The sequence below is a fragment of the Sphingopyxis sp. DBS4 genome (genome assembly GCF_024628865.1).
GTDB lineage: Bacteria > Pseudomonadota > Alphaproteobacteria > Sphingomonadales > Sphingomonadaceae > Sphingopyxis.
In genome coordinates, this window is sequence record NZ_CP102384.1 from 3,895,911 (window position 1) to 3,910,002 (window position 14,092).

Annotated in this window: 16 protein-coding genes; 5 read left to right on the plus strand and 11 right to left on the minus strand. The window is 65.9% G+C overall.

What is annotated here, in order from left to right:
* Positions 1 to 50: 50 nt before the first annotated feature.
* The 3 genes from NP825_RS18820 to NP825_RS18830 form a co-directional block, all read right to left on the minus strand.
* The gene (locus NP825_RS18820) at positions 51 to 536 is read right to left on the minus strand and encodes a tetratricopeptide repeat protein (protein WP_257546485.1); all 486 of its coding nucleotides are present in this window, start codon (positions 534 to 536) and stop codon (positions 51 to 53) included.
* 184 nt (positions 537 to 720) lie between these two features.
* Complete coding sequence (locus NP825_RS18825; RefSeq protein ID WP_257546487.1) at positions 721 to 1,653, minus strand: MBL fold metallo-hydrolase; 933 nt, start codon at positions 1,651 to 1,653, stop codon at positions 721 to 723.
* A gap of 153 nt (positions 1,654 to 1,806) precedes the next feature.
* Entirely contained in the window at positions 1,807 to 2,535 is a 729-nt protein-coding gene (locus NP825_RS18830; RefSeq protein WP_257546489.1) for a Bax inhibitor-1/YccA family protein, read from the minus strand.
* A 400-nt stretch (positions 2,536 to 2,935) separates the two neighbouring features.
* Here NP825_RS18830 and thpR point away from each other — a divergent pair, with 400 nt between their 5' ends.
* Positions 2,936 to 3,547 (plus strand): RNA 2',3'-cyclic phosphodiesterase, encoded by a 612-nt coding sequence (gene thpR / locus NP825_RS18835; RefSeq protein WP_257546491.1) that lies wholly within the window; start codon positions 2,936 to 2,938, stop codon positions 3,545 to 3,547.
* On the opposite strand, the gene NP825_RS18840 is transcribed toward thpR, so the two are convergent.
* Positions 3,460 to 3,942 (minus strand): low molecular weight protein-tyrosine-phosphatase, encoded by a 483-nt coding sequence (locus NP825_RS18840; protein ID WP_257546493.1) that lies wholly within the window; start codon positions 3,940 to 3,942, stop codon positions 3,460 to 3,462. The two genes, thpR and NP825_RS18840, sit on opposite strands and share 88 nt — an antisense overlap.
* A 103-nt stretch (positions 3,943 to 4,045) precedes the next feature.
* On the opposite strand from NP825_RS18840, the gene NP825_RS18845 reads away from it, so the two are divergent.
* Entirely contained in the window at positions 4,046 to 5,638 is a 1,593-nt protein-coding gene (locus NP825_RS18845; RefSeq protein WP_257546495.1) for an MFS transporter, read from the plus strand.
* Positions 5,639 to 5,654: 16 nt separating this feature from the next.
* Here NP825_RS18845 and NP825_RS18850 read toward each other — a convergent pair whose 3' ends face one another.
* The 6 genes from NP825_RS18850 to NP825_RS18875 form a co-directional block, all read right to left on the minus strand.
* A complete protein-coding gene (locus NP825_RS18850; RefSeq protein ID WP_257546497.1) occupies positions 5,655 to 6,227 on the minus strand; it encodes a superoxide dismutase family protein in 573 nt (190 codons plus the stop codon).
* Between the two features lie 106 nt (positions 6,228 to 6,333).
* Positions 6,334 to 6,873 carry a septal ring lytic transglycosylase RlpA family protein gene (locus NP825_RS18855; RefSeq protein WP_306997704.1) on the minus strand — a complete coding sequence of 180 codons (540 nt, stop codon included), beginning with the start codon at positions 6,871 to 6,873 and terminating at the stop codon, positions 6,334 to 6,336.
* Positions 6,874 to 7,185: 312 nt separating this feature from the next.
* Complete coding sequence (locus NP825_RS18860; protein WP_257546501.1) at positions 7,186 to 7,611, minus strand: biopolymer transporter ExbD; 426 nt, start codon at positions 7,609 to 7,611, stop codon at positions 7,186 to 7,188.
* A gap of 33 nt (positions 7,612 to 7,644) precedes the next feature.
* Positions 7,645 to 8,163, minus strand: coding sequence for a biopolymer transporter ExbD (locus NP825_RS18865; protein WP_257546503.1), 519 nt, complete (start codon positions 8,161 to 8,163; stop codon positions 7,645 to 7,647).
* A 118-nt stretch (positions 8,164 to 8,281) separates the two neighbouring features.
* The gene (locus tag NP825_RS18870; protein ID WP_257551551.1) at positions 8,282 to 9,037 is read right to left on the minus strand and encodes a MotA/TolQ/ExbB proton channel family protein; all 756 of its coding nucleotides are present in this window, start codon (positions 9,035 to 9,037) and stop codon (positions 8,282 to 8,284) included.
* A gap of 134 nt (positions 9,038 to 9,171) precedes the next feature.
* Positions 9,172 to 9,828, minus strand: coding sequence for an energy transducer TonB (locus NP825_RS18875; RefSeq protein WP_257546505.1), 657 nt, complete (start codon positions 9,826 to 9,828; stop codon positions 9,172 to 9,174).
* 341 nt (positions 9,829 to 10,169) lie between these two features.
* Here NP825_RS18875 and NP825_RS18880 point away from each other — a divergent pair, with 341 nt between their 5' ends.
* A complete protein-coding gene (locus NP825_RS18880) occupies positions 10,170 to 10,982 on the plus strand; it encodes a hypothetical protein (RefSeq protein WP_257546507.1) in 813 nt (270 codons plus the stop codon).
* A gap of 257 nt (positions 10,983 to 11,239) precedes the next feature.
* Positions 11,240 to 12,559: a homoserine dehydrogenase gene (locus NP825_RS18885; protein ID WP_257546509.1), complete on the plus strand. Its 1,320-nt coding sequence runs from the start codon at positions 11,240 to 11,242 to the stop codon at positions 12,557 to 12,559.
* On the opposite strand, the gene NP825_RS18890 is transcribed toward NP825_RS18885, so the two are convergent.
* Positions 12,556 to 12,939, minus strand: coding sequence for a hypothetical protein (locus NP825_RS18890; protein ID WP_257546511.1), 384 nt, complete (start codon positions 12,937 to 12,939; stop codon positions 12,556 to 12,558). The genes NP825_RS18885 and NP825_RS18890 overlap by 4 nt on opposite strands.
* A gap of 129 nt (positions 12,940 to 13,068) precedes the next feature.
* Here NP825_RS18890 and glpX point away from each other — a divergent pair, with 129 nt between their 5' ends.
* Positions 13,069 to 14,043: a class II fructose-bisphosphatase gene (gene glpX, locus NP825_RS18895; RefSeq protein ID WP_257546513.1), complete on the plus strand. Its 975-nt coding sequence runs from the start codon at positions 13,069 to 13,071 to the stop codon at positions 14,041 to 14,043.
* Positions 14,044 to 14,092 lie beyond the last annotated feature (49 nt).

Genomic DNA, 14,092 nt, shown 5'->3' on the forward strand with positions numbered 1-14,092 from the left:
GGCAAGAGGCCGGAGGCGAAGGGGACGGCGATGAGATGAGAAACTGCCGTTCAAACAAGCCGGGGAGCAAGCGCGGCGATCAATTTTCGCGCTTCGTCCCTTTCATCCTCGGAAATGAAGGTCGATCCCACGGCTGACACAAGGCACCGTAATGCCAAGAACGGATTGGCCCTTACGCCCTCGCCGTCGATATAGCATTTCGCCAAATCCAGTTGCGCGCTTCCATCGCCGGCTTGTGCGGCTCGCTGGAACCACCGGAACGTCAAACGTCTATTGCCTGCCTCTCTGTAGAGAATGGCGATATTGTTGGCCGCAACGCATGAATGGCTTCGACGCCATGCTCTCCGATAGAGCTTCATGGCTCGCGGCTTGTCGGGCGCGACCCCCAAGCCCTGGTCGTAGATATAGGCCAGGCGCGTCAAGCACTCGACGCTTCCCAAATCCGCGCCGCGCTCGAACGAAGCACGCGCCAGATCGAAGTTGCCGCCTTCCTCCGCGGCATCGGCCAAACGGAACAGGAGATCGGTATCCGCCATCCGCGCATTCTGGCTTGTTAACCCCGTGTCGGCAATCGGGCAGTTCCAGCCATTCGCCGCTCGGGGCTTGACCCGTGACCGCGCTTTCTGCGCGCATTGGCCGAGAGCAAGGATGTCCGATCGCGGTTGAAACTGCGACCCGCGCCCAAAGAAAAAGCCCGGCGGCGAGTGGAGCAAGATGCTCTCAAGGGGTAAATCGGGGGGTCAGAAGACCTTCATGGATCAGGCGGAGCATTTGCCGTCCGTCGTGGCCAGGCACGATTATCAAATCCGGATTCTGCCGCGCCAAATCATGGATGGCTATCGTCTGGGCCATCACGGCCGGGCGATCGTCGTGGGTCTGGTCGCCATACCAATCCGTGACATATCGCGACCGGATTCGTTTCAGCGTGACGTTGTCCAGAAGCGAGGTCGTATCGCCAGTGAACAGATATTCGCGGCCATCGGCGCGCCGGACATATACCATCTGCGACCCGCTGGTGTGGCCCGGGGCCTTGATGAGAACCACGCCCGGCGCCAGCGCATGAAGCCGGTCATAGGAGAGGGGATGAAAGTTCAGCGCCGCAAGGTCGGGCCAATGCAACGGTAGGCTGCCGGCCACATCCGCCGCCTGCTCGCTGGTCAGAACGGCCCGGCCGAAGAGCGCATCGCGATGCGGACTCTCGAGCAGGCCACCGATATGATCGGCATGTTCGTGCGTCACGACAATCGCGGATGCGCTTTCCATGGCCGGGACCAGACGTTCCCATGCCGCAGAATCATAGCTGGCCGCCTTGAATCTCTTTGCCAGGTCCGCCGAATTGGCGGTGTCGATGAGAATGGTTCGATCCGGGAACACAAGGCGGTAGCTGGCCCGCACCATATCGACTTTTCCCCAGCCCGTCCCGGAAACGATCGCGATCCTGGGCACCATCGTATGCGACAGGCGCTCAATCTCGATACGGTCGGGCCCTGCACCCGGAATCGTGCCGGAGACGCGTCGCAACTCGCCAAGATCGAGTGGGAATCGGGATTCGGGCGTCGCCTGATTGCTGTAGAAGAGCCAGAATAGCACTATCGCCAATGAGATCAGGATGATCGCGACGATTCCGCCCATCCATTTCAAGGCGCGTTTCATCCGCATATTCCTCTTGAAAAAGCTGCCTCGGGGTCATTCGGCGGAAAGCGGCAGGCCATCCACTCGCAGCGATCAAGGGTGTCGGCCCTCTCTCAAAGAAAAAGCCCGGCGAATCGCTCCGCCGGGCTCTTGTTTTGCTTGCCGTCCGTCCGCTCAGTCGCGGCTGCCGAGCAGGTTGAGCAGGAAGGTGAACATGTTGACGAAGTCGAGGTAGAGCGTCAGCGCGCCCATCACCACCGACTTGCCGACGAAGTCGGTCCCGCGGACATAGAAATACATGCTCTTGATCTTCTGCGTGTCATAGGCGGTCAGGCCTGCGAACAGCAGAACGCCGATGATGCTGATCGCGAGGTTCAGCGCCGCCGACTGCACGAACATGTTGATGAGCAGCGCGACGAGGATGCCGACGACGCCCATGATCAGGAAGGTGCCGAAACCCGACAAATCCTTCTTGGTCGTATAGCCATAGAGGCTGAGGCCGAGGAAGGCGGCCGCGGTCGCGAAAAAGGTCGTGGCGATCGAGGTCTGGGTAAAGGCCAGGAAGATCGTCGACATCGACAGGCCCATCACCGCGGCATAAGCCCAGAAGAGCATCTGCGCGGCGGTCGTCGACAGCTTGTTGATCCCGAAGCTCAGTACCAGCACGAACGCCAGCGGCGCCAGCATCACCACCCACATCAGCGGGCTGCCGACCAGCGACAGGGTGAAGCCCGAATTATAGGCGAGCATCGCGACGATGCCGGTCAGCAGCACGCCCGAGCCCATATAGTTGTAAACCGACAGCATGTACGACCGCAGGCCAGCATCGACGGCCTGATCCATCGCGCTCGCGCTGCCAGGGAAGCCGGACGCCGCCATATTGGGGTCGTTCCAATTCGCCATTTCAAATCTCCATCACCGGCCGGACGATACCAGCCGTAGCGGCAATATCGGTATAATCGGCCTGTGTTTCAAGCAAAACCGGGTTGGGCGGCGAAACGCGGCGCGAAAGCCGGGAGAATGCGCGCGGAGATCGAAGACGTTTTGGGTCACGCGGAGGATTCATCAAAAAGAGCCGTGTACTCCCGCGAAGGCGGGAGTCCATCTCCGGTCGGCGCCATATCGAACCGGTCGGAGATGGGTCCCCGCCTTCGCGGGGACACGCAAATTGCTCATTCAATATCCGTCATCCTCCGCGTCTCCGCGTGAACCAAATATCGCCGCGCCTCTGCACGCATCACCATATTCCCCTGGCCGGCCCCCGCTGGTTCTTCTCGCGCGGACCGCTTATGCTGTCCGCGCCATGTCCACTCACCGCCTGTTCGTCGCGCTGCGCCCGCCCCGTCCGATCCGCGCGGCGCTGATCGCCGCGATGCACGGCATTTCGGGCGCGCGCTGGCAGGACGACGAGCAGCTTCACCTGACGCTGCGCTTCATCGGCGAGGTCGACCGGCACCGTGCCGAAGACATCGCCGCGGCGCTCGGCGGCCTTCACGCGCCCGCGATTCCCGCGCGCATCGCCGGGGTCGGGTTGTTCGAGCGACAGGGGCGGCCGCACATGGTCTGGGCCGGGGTCGAGCCGCCCGCACCGCTCGCGGCGCTGCACCGCAAGGTCGACCAGGCGCTCGCGCGCGTCGGGGTCGCGCCCGAGACACGCGCCTTCGTTCCGCATATCACGCTCGCGCGGTTGAACCGCGCATCGGGTCCGGTCGCACCCTTCCTCGCGCAGAGCAGCGACCTCGCCAGCCCGCCGTTCCTGTTCGACCATGTCACCCTCTATGAAAGCGAGATGGGCCACGGCGGATCGCGTTATCACCCCGTCGCGCGCTATCCGCTCGAGGCTGAGGCGACGAGCGCCGACGCGACCGCGCTGACGTCGTCCCACGTCGCCGCGAAGCCGCCGTCGTCGCCATAATAGGGATCGGCGACGCTCTCGCCCGCGCGGCCGGGCACGCGATCGAGCATCAGCGCCAGCGTCGCGGTCGCATCGGCGGGCCGGATCGCCCGCGCGTCGCGCAGATTGGCCGCGTCGGCGGCGAGGATCAGGTCGAAGCGGCGGAAATCGTCCGCCGAAAGCTGGCGCGCGCGCAGGTCCGAGATATCGACGCCGCGCCGCCGCGCCTCGGCCTGCGCGCGGGCGTCGGGGGGATGGCCGACGTGCCAGTCGCCGGTGCCCGCCGAATCGAGTGTCGCGTCGATCCCGGCGTCGGCGAAGGCCGCGCGCGCTGCGCCCTCCGCCAGCGGCGAACGGCAGATGTTGCCGAGGCAAAGGAAAAGAATGGCAGGGGATTGTCCTCGATCGTCGTGCATGTCGCTCCTCGCGCGCAAAGGTGAACCGACTTTCAACTTGCGCCTTCTCCCGGCTCTGCTAGCCATGGCACAAACGATAAGAGAAGAGGGAGCGACTTGCCAGATGGCCGATAGCAATAGCGCGAGCGACGACGCGATTACCCCGCCGACCAAGGCGTCGCCCTATGCCTGGTATGCGCTCGGCATCCTGTTCCTCGTCTATGTCCTCAATTTCATCGACCGGCAGATCATCACGATCCTCGCGCCCGACCTGAAGCGCGACCTCGGGCTCGACGATGCCGACATCGGCTTTCTCTACGGCACGGCATTCGCGGTCTTCTATGCGCTGTTCGGCATTCCGCTCGGCCGCCTCGCCGATGCCTGGCACCGTGTCCGGCTGCTGACCGTCGGGCTTGCGATCTGGTCGGCGATGACCGCGGTCTCGGGGCTCGCCGCGAATCGCTATCAGCTCGCGGCGGCGCGAATGGGGGTCGGGGTCGGCGAGGCGACCGCGGGCCCCTCGGCCTATTCGCTGATCTCCGACCTGTTTCCCAAGAATATGCGCGGAACCGCGCTCGCCATTTATTCCGCCGGCCTCTATTTCGGCGGCGGCATCTCGCTGATGATCGGCGGCTTCATCGTCGAGGGCTGGAACGAGGCCTGGCCGGACGGCGGCCCCTTCGGCCTCGTCGGCTGGCAGGCGGCGTTCATGGCGGTCGGCATCCCCGGCCTGTTGCTCGCGGCGTGGGTCGCGACGCTGCGCGAGCCGGTGCGCGGTCTTGTCGACGGCATTCCGACCCAGGCATCGCCGACGCCCTTCAAAGGCTTTTTCGAGGAATTGTTCGCGATCATTCCGCCGTTCACGCTGATCTCGGCAGCGTTGCGCGGTTCGCGGGCCTTTCTGATCAACGCCGGCGCGATTGCGATTCTGGGGCTCGTCGCGGCGGCGATGATTTCGCTCACCGGCGCGTCGCTGCAATGGGTATGCGTCGCCTTCGGCTATTATGCCGTTTTTTCCTGGGCGAGTTCGCTGAAAAGCCGCGACCGCCCGACCTTTGGGCTAATCTGGGAATCGAAGGCCTTTCTCGCAACGATCCTCGGCTATGGCACCGTCGCCTTCCTCTCCTATGCGTCGAGCGCGTTCGCGCCGATCTATGCACTCGAGGTGCTGGGCGAGGACGCAGGCACCGTCGGCCTGTGGGTCGGCGGCTGCGGCGCCCTCGCGGGTTTTCTGGGGGTGATCCTCGGCGGACGGATGTCCGACTGGCTGCGACAACGGAACGAGGCGGGGCGTATCCTGGTCGTGATCTTCGGCCTGATCGCGCCGATCCTGCCGATCGTCATCGCCTTCACCACCCCGTCCACCCCGGGGAGCGGCGACTTCGTCCGCTTCGTCTTCTTCGCGGCGCTCGCGGGGCTGCTCGCGTCGAGCGCGCTCGGCGCGGCGGCGGCGACGACGCAGGATCTGGTGCTGCCGCGGATGCGCGGCACCGCGACCGCGACCTTCTTCCTCGCGACGACGCTGGTCGGGCTCGCACTGGGGCCTTATATGGCGGGACAGGTCTCGGCGATGACCGGCAATCTCGCGACCGGGGTGCTGTCGACGCTGGTCATCGTGCCGGTCGGGTTGGCCGCGTTGTTCGTCGCCTATCGCAGCGTCCCCATCGCGGCCGCTTCGGTGGTCGAGCGCGCGCGGGACGCGGGCGAGTCCGTCTGACCCGCCCGCGTCGCCGTCATTCGGCGGCGGGAAGCTCGATCACACCGCAGGCGACGCGTGCGCCGCTGTTGCCGGCGGGGTCGGTCTTCATGTCATCGGGACCGGCGTGGATGACGAAAGCGGCGCCGTCGGCGTCGATCAGCCCGCCCTCGCCGGTCAGCCGCGTGCCGACGAGGTTCAGCGTCGCACGGCCGATCGCATCGGGTTCGATCACGAGATTCGGCAAATCGCCGTGATGCGCGCCCATCGGGTTGTCGCGGCCGTGCTGGGCGCCGGTCGGGTTCCAGTGCGGACCCGCGCTGGTGAAACCGGGCGGTGTGCACTGCCCGACGGCGTGGATATGCATCCCATAGGTGCCCGGAGCAAAGCCGCGCGCGACGAGTTCGACGCGAAGGCCGGAGTCGGTCTTGTAGAAATCGGCGCGGCCGCGATCGGCCCCGCGCGCATCGGTCAGCTGGGCCGAGGCGTCCGCCGCCGGAAGCTTCTGCACCGGCTTGCCGCCCGTGGTCGCGCAGCCGGCGAGCGCCAGCGCGCCTGCCGTGCCCAGCACCGCCGCAAGCGTGCGTCCGTGACGTGAAGCAAGGATCATCTCTCGTCTCCATTTCTTTTGCGAATCCGGCGCGAGCACCGCGCCCTGCGACCCCCACGAGGATGCCCGCAAATTCCGCCGCTTCCAAGCAGATAAGCCCAAGGCGTCAGCGACCGCCCGCCGAAAGCCGCATCCGCAGCCTTTTGAGCTCCTGCGGCGGGACGGGCGGCAGCGCTGCGGCGGGCTTGCCTTCGCGCAGCCGCTTGCGGTCTTTTTCAGCCGGTTCGACGCGGCGGACGCGCACCGGCGCGTGGCCCTGCGCGCGGATGCCGAGCTGTTCGGCGGCGCCGCGCGACAGGTCGATGATCCGCCCGCCGCCGGCAAACGGCCCGCGATCGTTGACGCGCACGATGATCCGCCGCCCGGTGTCGAGCGCGGTCACTTCGACATAGGTCGGGAGCGGAAGCGTCGTATGCGCGGCGGTGATCCAGCCCGGCCGGAACTGCTCGCCGTTCGCGGTGCGGTTGCCCGATTCGTTGCCGTACCAACTCGCCGTGCCGATCGCGTCATAGCCGGGCGCCGCAGCGGGCACATAGGTGGCGCCGCGCACCGTATAGGCAGGGCCGATCCGCACCGGCACGTCGCTGACGGGGCGAAAATTGCCCCCGGCGCAGGCGGACAGCAACAGCGCCGGGGCCAGAGCCATGGAGGAAAATGGGAAGCGCCCGTTCATCACGTGCCTTGGTATAGGCAGCTTGCGCCGGGATAAAGTCCCTGTGTCAGCGTTGGGGTGGGGGAGCTGCCCCTCCTCACCTTCGTCATTCCCGCGAAAGCGGGAACCCAGTGTGGGGTTAGCCGACGCACGCTCTGGGTCCCCGCTTTCGCGGGGATGACAAAGTTAGGAGAGGCCGGGCGGCCGCTTCCGGTCGAAACCGGGACTTCATCCCCATCACCCCAAAAGGAAAGGGCCGCGAATCGCTTCGCGGCCCTTCCTTGAGCTTACGCTTCGGATCAAGGATCAGAAGACGCGCGCATATTGTTCGTTGCCGACGAAGCCCAGCTTGCCGACGCCGCTGCGCTTCACGACCGCCATCACGCGATCGACGGTGATATACCGCGCATAGGGATCGGGCTGAACCTGCAATTCGGGTTCGACCGGCAGCGCCTTGGTCTGTTCCAGAAATTGCGCGAGCTGCGCCAGATCGACCGGCGAACCGTTCCACGCGATCGTCCCCGCGGGATCGATGGTGATCTTGTTCTTTTCCGGATCGACGTTGTTCTTCGCGTCGGTCGGAACCGGCAAGTCGATCTTCACCGCGTGGGTCTGGACCGGGAGGGTGATGATGAACATGATGAGGAGCACGAGCATGACGTCGATCAGCGGCGTCGTGTTCATGTCCATCATCGGTTCGTTTTCGTCCCGATCTCCAACTGCCATAGACATAGAGGTCTATTCCTTCATTCTCGCCGGGCGCCCTTACAGGCGGCCCAGCGTGCCCGAGCCAGCAACCGGTTCGGAAATGAACCCGATCTTCTGGAAACCGGCATATTGCATCGTATAGATCACGCCGCCGATGCACTGGTACGGCGTGTTGACGTCGCCGCGGATATGCACTTCGGGGAAGTTATCTTCGGTGATATTCTGCACGCCGCCGATATCCGCGATCAGCTTTTCGAGCTTCTTCTGCCCGAGATCGAGCAGTTGCTTGGAATCGACGGGCGTCTGGCCCCAGTAAACTTCACATGCCGAACTGTCGGCATTGGGCAAGCCATCGCCATCGGTATCCGCCGAGCGGACCGACAGGTTGACGTTTTCGGGCTTCGTCGTCGTCGGCTCAAAGACCACGTCGGGCAGCTTGAGCTCCACCGTCTTCAGCACCACGGGAACCGTGATGAGGAAGATGATGAGCAGCACAAGCATGATGTCCACGAGCGGGGTCGTGTTGATGTCCGACATCGGGGCATCTTCGCCCTTGTCGCCTACACTCATCGCCATAGGATTAGCATCCTGTCACAAAATTACTGTCATGGAGCGAAGCGGAGGCCGCCTGGCGCCCGCTTCGTCCAGCGGCCCCGTGCCGCCGCCCGAGGGCGACGACGCGGGGCCCGCAGACTTACGCCTTCTTCGGCGCGGCAGCCGGAGCGGCCTTGGCCGGAGCAGCCACCACGGCCGGCTTCACCTGGCCACCCGACATGATCGAGCCGAGCACATCGTTCGAGAAGGTCGACAGGCGACGCGCGATCGACTTGTTGCGGCTCTGAAGCCAGTTGAACGCGAGCACCGCGGGAACCGCCACGATCAGACCGATGGCGGTCATGATGAGCGCTTCACCGACCGGGCCGGCAACGGTGTCGATCGAGGCCTGGCCCGACGCGCCGATCTTCACGAGGGCGCGCAGAATGCCGATAACAGTCCCGAACAGACCGACGAACGGCGCGGTCGAGCCGACGGTCGCGAGGAACGCGAGGCCGCCGTTGAGCTTCGAGTTGATGTGGTTCTGCGAACGCTCGAGCGTGCCGTGCATCCAGTCGTGCGATTCGACGGGATCGGTCAGCTTGTTATGCTCTTCGTTGGCGCGCAGACCGTCTTCGACGACCTGGCGATAGGCGCTGTTCTTTTCGAGCTTCGATACGCCGTCGGCGAGCGTCGGGGCGCGCCAGAAGTTCGCGTCGACCGCCTTGCCCTGGTTGATCACCTTATTCTGTTCGAACAGCTTGGTGAACAGGATATAGAGCGTGCCGACGAACATGATCAGCAGGACCAGGAAGGTGACCTGCGACACGATGCCGCCTTCGCACAGGGCGGGCAGCAGGCCGTAGGGGTTCTGGCCTTCCTTCACGACGCAGACCGACGCGGGAAGGAGCGACATCCCCGCTTCGTGGGCCGGAGCCGCAGCGCCCGCGGCAGCGTTTGCAATCAGGTTAAACATGGTGGTTATTCCCTCTCAAAATATTCAAAACGGTATGAAAAGACTGAAAATATAGAGGCTGGCCGGGCAGCCGATCACTTCGGGATCTGCCACTTGACGCGGCTGCTGTAGCTCCCGCCAGAGGGATTGCCCGCGCGATCCTTGCCCGGCGAGAAGCGCGCACGCCGCATGATCAGCTTACAGGTCAGATCGTCGAGATCGGCATGGCCGCTCGACGAGGTGACGTCGCAGCCCGTGGGCTTGCCGCCCGCGTCATAGGAAACGCGGAAACCCGTCGTGCCCTGCCGCTCTTCGCGGAGCGCGCGCGCCGGATAGTCGTCGGGGCTGGCCCAGTTGCCGGGATTGCCCTTCGGCTTGCCGGGCGCGCTCATGTCCGGAGCCGGCGGAGGCGCCGGCGGAGCCGCGATCGGGGGGATCGGCAGCGGCGGACGCGGGGGCGCCTCGGGCACCGACGACACCTGGTTCGACGTGTTCGGCGGCGGAATCGGCGACGGCGGCGTCACCACCGGCGGCGGCGGCGGCAGCTTGTTATCCGGCGGCGGCGGCGGCGGGGGCTCCTCCGGCGGCGGCGGCTCTTCGACGTCCACCACGTCCAATTTCTCGGCGAGCTTCTTGACGATGCTGATGTTCAGACCATTTACCAAGCCGTAGCCCAGCAAAGCCGTGAACAAGCCCACCAAGACAATCGCCACTACCCTGTTTTTAGGGTCGACATTATCACCATAAGCCATTCAGGGACGACGCTCCTTGCTAGATCATCCTGACACCAAATCCATCACCGACGGGTGCGGTTGCCAAATGCTCGGATAATTTCCGATGCGCTTTCACAGACCCGGCGGCGTCGCAGCCGGCCTTTTATGTTGTCGCCGGACGCTTCGTCGCTCGTCCTATCGCGGTGGCGACAAGTTCGCAAACCCTTTATCAGCGGTTAATGTCCGCTTCCCCATGATGGGGTTTTGGCGCCCGTACGGCGCCTCGAACAATGGAAGGTGGTTCGATCATGCGCGCGCTCCTGCCGGCTGCCGCTTTGGGTTTTTCTGTTGTAAGCGGCTGTTTTATCAGCGCTTCTGCCATGCAGGCGCCGACACCGGCGGCAACATCCTCACCCTATAGCTATGCCGATATCGCCGATCTGGCGACGATCGCGCCGATGGCGATCCACGCCCGGATCTTTCGCGCAACGCCGCTGAAAGCCGAGCGGGCGCCAGGGCTGAAAGCGGGTCAGGCGCGATTCTATGTCGAAGCCGACGTGGTCAGCCTGATTCGCGGCGCGGGTCCGCTCGCGGCGCGAATCTCCTATCTCGTCGACCTGCCGCTCGACGCCAGGGGCAAGCCGGTGAAGCTCAAAAAGAAGCAGCCGGTCCTGCTCTTCGCCCGCCCCGTCGCGGGCGCCGCGCCGGGCGCCAAGAACACCGGCAGCGTCCAGCTCGTCGCCCCCGACGCACAATTGCCGTGGGATCCGGCGACCGAGGCGCAGCTCCGCGCGATCCTGACCGAGCTGGTCAAGCCCGGCGCGCCGCCCGCGATCACCGGCGTCGCCAACGGCTTCCACGTCCCCGGCACGCTGCCGGGAGAAGGCGAGACGCAATTGTTTCTCGATACGAAGACCGGCGAGCCGGTGTCGCTGACCATCCTGACCGCCCCCGACGGATCGCGTCGCTGGGCCGCGGCGTTCGGCGAGATCGTCGACGGGTCGGCGGCGGTTCCGGCGCGCGATACGCTGGCCTGGTATCGCCTTGCCTGCGGCCTGCCGCATCAATTGCCGCTCAGCAAGCTCGCCGGCACCGCGCCCGAGGACCGCAAGAAAGCGGCAGCGGATTATGCCGTCGTCCTCGGCGCGCTCGGCGAATGCACTCGGACGCGGACGCCGCCGGCCGCGAATTAGACGGTCGTCGCAAATGAGGAAAAGGGCGAGCTATTGGTTCACGCGGAGACGCGGAGAGAAAGAAGATTGGCGGCTTCGCCACCCTTCCTCTTTGACCTTGCGATCTTGGCACCGCTGCGCGCATTTTTCTTCTCCGCGTCTCCGCGTCTCCGCGTGAACCATATGGACTCCACCTTCGTCCGGGCTTGCCTCCACGCCAAAAGCCGATAGGGGGCCTCGCATCCTGCGGATCATCCCGCGTCTCGATGGAGTGTCCGATGTCGCCGTCCCCTGCCCCCGCCGCGCCCCGCCCGCCGCTTCGCGTCGCGCTCGCGGGGATCGGCGTCGTCGGCGGCGGCGTCGTGCGGCTGCTCGAGGCGAACCGCGCGCTGATCGCGCGCCGCGCTGGCCGGCCGATCGAGATCGTTGCCGTGTCGGCACGCGATCGCCACAAGGATCGCGGCGTCGACCTGTCGCCCTATCGCTGGGAAGACGATATGGACGCGCTCGTCGAAGCGGGCGATGTCGACGTCGTCGTCGAGATGATCGGCGGCGCCGACGGATCGGCGCTGACCCTCGCGCGCCGCGCGCTCGGCGCCGGCAAGGCGCTGGTCACCGCGAACAAGGCGATGATCGCGCATCACGGGCTGGGCCTCGCGCAGCTCGCCGAGGCGAAGGACACGCCGCTCAAATATGAAGCCGCGGTCGCGGGCGGCATCCCCGTCATCAAGGCGATCCGCGAAGGCGCATCCGCGAATCAGATCGCACGCGTCTATGGCATTCTCAACGGCACCTGCAATTATATCCTGACGCGGATGGAACGCGATGGCTGGGGCTTCGCCGATGCCCTCGCCGCCGCGCAGGCGGAGGGCTATGCCGAGGCCGACCCGACTTTCGACGTCGACGGGATCGACGCCGCGCATAAATTGTCGATCCTCGCCGCGCTCTGCTTCGGGACGAAGCTCGACATCGACGCGGTGACGGCGGCGGGCATCCGCGACCTGATCGCCGCCGATATCCGCGAGGCGGAAGCGCTCGGCCATCGCGTCCGCCTGATCGGCATGGCCGAGCGCGACGAAACCGGTCTTTACCAGCATGTCCAGCCGTGCCTCGTCCCCGCCGACCATCCGCTCGCCTATGTCCCCGGCGCGCTCAACGCCGTAGTCGCCGAGGGGAATTTCGTCGGCCGCCTCTTCTTCGAGGGCGCGGGTGCGGGCGCGGGGCCGACCGCATCGGCGATCGTCGCCGACATCATCGACATCGCGCGCGACGAATATGGCCCCGCCTTCGCGATGCCGGTCGACGCGCTCGACGCGGCGCCGGTCGCCGACGCCGGCGCGCGCGTCGGCAAACATTATGTCCGCCTGATCGTCGAGGATCGCATCGGCGTCCTCGCCGAGATCGCGACCGCGATGCGCGATGCGGGCGTCTCGATCGAAAGCTTCATCCAGCGCGGCTCCGGGGAAAATGACGGCGTCGTCATCGTCCTCGTTACCCACGAGGGGCCGGCGCGCGCAATCGAGGCGGCGCTCGCTACGCTCGCCGCGTCGGACCATGTCGTCGGCTCGCCGGTGCGGATGCCGATCCTGGCGCTCTAATTCTCCGGCGGCGCCGGCACGCCGTTCTCGGGGTCGGTCGCGCGTTTCGCCATTTCGTAGAGCGGATTATATTCGGGGCCGCGCGGATAGCGGCCGCCGATCGGCATCCAGTTATAGGGTAGCCGGTCGAGGCTCATCGCCTTGGCCTCGGCCCGCGGGAGCTTCGGCGGCGCCTCGCGGCCTTCGTTGGCGATCGCACGCAGTTCGGGCGACAGCCGGTGCCTTTCGGTGTCGCTGCCGCACACGGTGATCGAGCCGTCGTCCGACGGCGTGCAGCGCCGCACCGGATCGGTCATCTCCTTCGCCCGCGCGATGGCCGCATCGGCTGGTCGCGGTGCAGGCGGGCCGATGGACTGCGCCGCCGCGGGCGCTGCGGCCACGCCGATGACGCAATAGAGCGCAAAAGCGGCTCCGAATCGGGCGAAGGATTCTCGACAAGCGGGGCGGCGGGCCATATGGCGCCCAACATGCCGACGGGGCGGAACAAGTAAAGACGGAGAGTCAGGACGATGACGAACAGCAGCGGCAGCAACCTCGACCGGGTGCTCGTGCTCGAAATGGTGCGCGTGACCGAAGCCGCGGCGATCGCCGCCGCCAAGCTGATCGGGCGCGGCGACGAAAAGGCCGCCGACGCCGCCGCGGTCGAGGCGATGCGCGATGCGTTCAACACCCTCTACATGGACGGCACCATCGTCATCGGTGAGGGCGAGCGCGACGAGGCGCCGATGCTCTATATCGGCGAAAAGGTCGGCAACGCGCCGGGCAAGGGGCCCAAGATCGATATCGCGGTCGACCCGCTCGAAGGCACGACGATCACCGCCAAGGCAGGCCCCAACGCGCTCGCGGTGCTCGCGATCGCCGAGGAGGGCTGCCTGCTCAACGCCCCCGACGTCTATATGGACAAGCTCGCGGTTGGTCCCGGCTTTTCGCCGGACATCGTCCATTTCGACAACAGCGTGCGCGAGAATGTCGAAGCGGTCGCGCGCGAAAAGGGCGTATCGCCGCAGGACATCATCGTCTGCGTCCTCGACCGGCCGCGCCACGAAGCGATCATCAGCGAGCTGCGCAGCATCGGCTGCGGCGTCGCGCTGATCCCCGACGGCGACGTCGCCGGGGTGATCGCGACCACCAATCCCGACACCAATGTCGACATCTATATGGGGTCGGGCGGCGCGCCCGAGGGCGTTCTCGCCGCCGCGGCGCTGCGCTGCGTCGGCGGCCAGTTCAAGGGCCGCCTGCTGTTCCGCAACGACGACGAGCGGCTGCGCGCGAAGAAATGGGGGATCGAGGATCTGGGCCGCGTCTACGACCTCGAAGACCTCGCCAAGGGCGACGTGATCTTCGCCGCGACCGGGGTCACCGACGGGTCGCTGCTGCGCGGCGTCAAGCATCGCCGCGGCGGCGTGCTGACCACCGAAAGCGTCGTGATGCGCGCCTCGTCGGGCACCGTGCGCTGGGTCAAGGGCGAACACCGCGCGGGGTGACAAATCCCCGTCGCCCCGCGAAGGCGACGGTTGGAATGAGGGGACTGCG

Bases quoted from the DNA above. Each gene is read 5' to 3' on its own strand.
- NP825_RS18820 (WP_257546485.1), bottom strand. From the start codon at position 536: ATGGCGGATACCGATCTCCTGTTCCGTTTGGCCGATGCCGCGGAGGAA.
- NP825_RS18825 (WP_257546487.1), bottom strand. From the start codon at position 1,653: ATGAAACGCGCCTTGAAATGGATGGGCGGAATCGTCGCGATCATCCTG.
- NP825_RS18830 (WP_257546489.1), bottom strand. From the start codon at position 2,535: ATGGCGAATTGGAACGACCCCAATATGGCGGCGTCCGGCTTCCCTGGC.
- thpR (WP_257546491.1), top strand. From the start codon at position 2,936: ATGTCCACTCACCGCCTGTTCGTCGCGCTGCGCCCGCCCCGTCCGATC.
- NP825_RS18840 (WP_257546493.1), bottom strand. From the start codon at position 3,942: ATGCACGACGATCGAGGACAATCCCCTGCCATTCTTTTCCTTTGCCTC.
- NP825_RS18845 (WP_257546495.1), top strand. From the start codon at position 4,046: ATGGCCGATAGCAATAGCGCGAGCGACGACGCGATTACCCCGCCGACC.
- NP825_RS18850 (WP_257546497.1), bottom strand. From the start codon at position 6,227: ATGATCCTTGCTTCACGTCACGGACGCACGCTTGCGGCGGTGCTGGGC.
- NP825_RS18855 (WP_306997704.1), bottom strand. From the start codon at position 6,873: ATGGCTCTGGCCCCGGCGCTGTTGCTGTCCGCCTGCGCCGGGGGCAAT.
- NP825_RS18860 (WP_257546501.1), bottom strand. From the start codon at position 7,611: ATGTCTATGGCAGTTGGAGATCGGGACGAAAACGAACCGATGATGGAC.
- NP825_RS18865 (WP_257546503.1), bottom strand. From the start codon at position 8,163: ATGGCGATGAGTGTAGGCGACAAGGGCGAAGATGCCCCGATGTCGGAC.
- NP825_RS18870 (WP_257551551.1), bottom strand. From the start codon at position 9,037: ATGTCGCTCCTTCCCGCGTCGGTCTGCGTCGTGAAGGAAGGCCAGAAC.
- NP825_RS18875 (WP_257546505.1), bottom strand. From the start codon at position 9,828: ATGGCTTATGGTGATAATGTCGACCCTAAAAACAGGGTAGTGGCGATT.
- NP825_RS18880 (WP_257546507.1), top strand. From the start codon at position 10,170: ATGCAGGCGCCGACACCGGCGGCAACATCCTCACCCTATAGCTATGCC.
- NP825_RS18885 (WP_257546509.1), top strand. From the start codon at position 11,240: ATGTCGCCGTCCCCTGCCCCCGCCGCGCCCCGCCCGCCGCTTCGCGTC.
- glpX (WP_257546513.1), top strand. From the start codon at position 13,069: ATGACGAACAGCAGCGGCAGCAACCTCGACCGGGTGCTCGTGCTCGAA.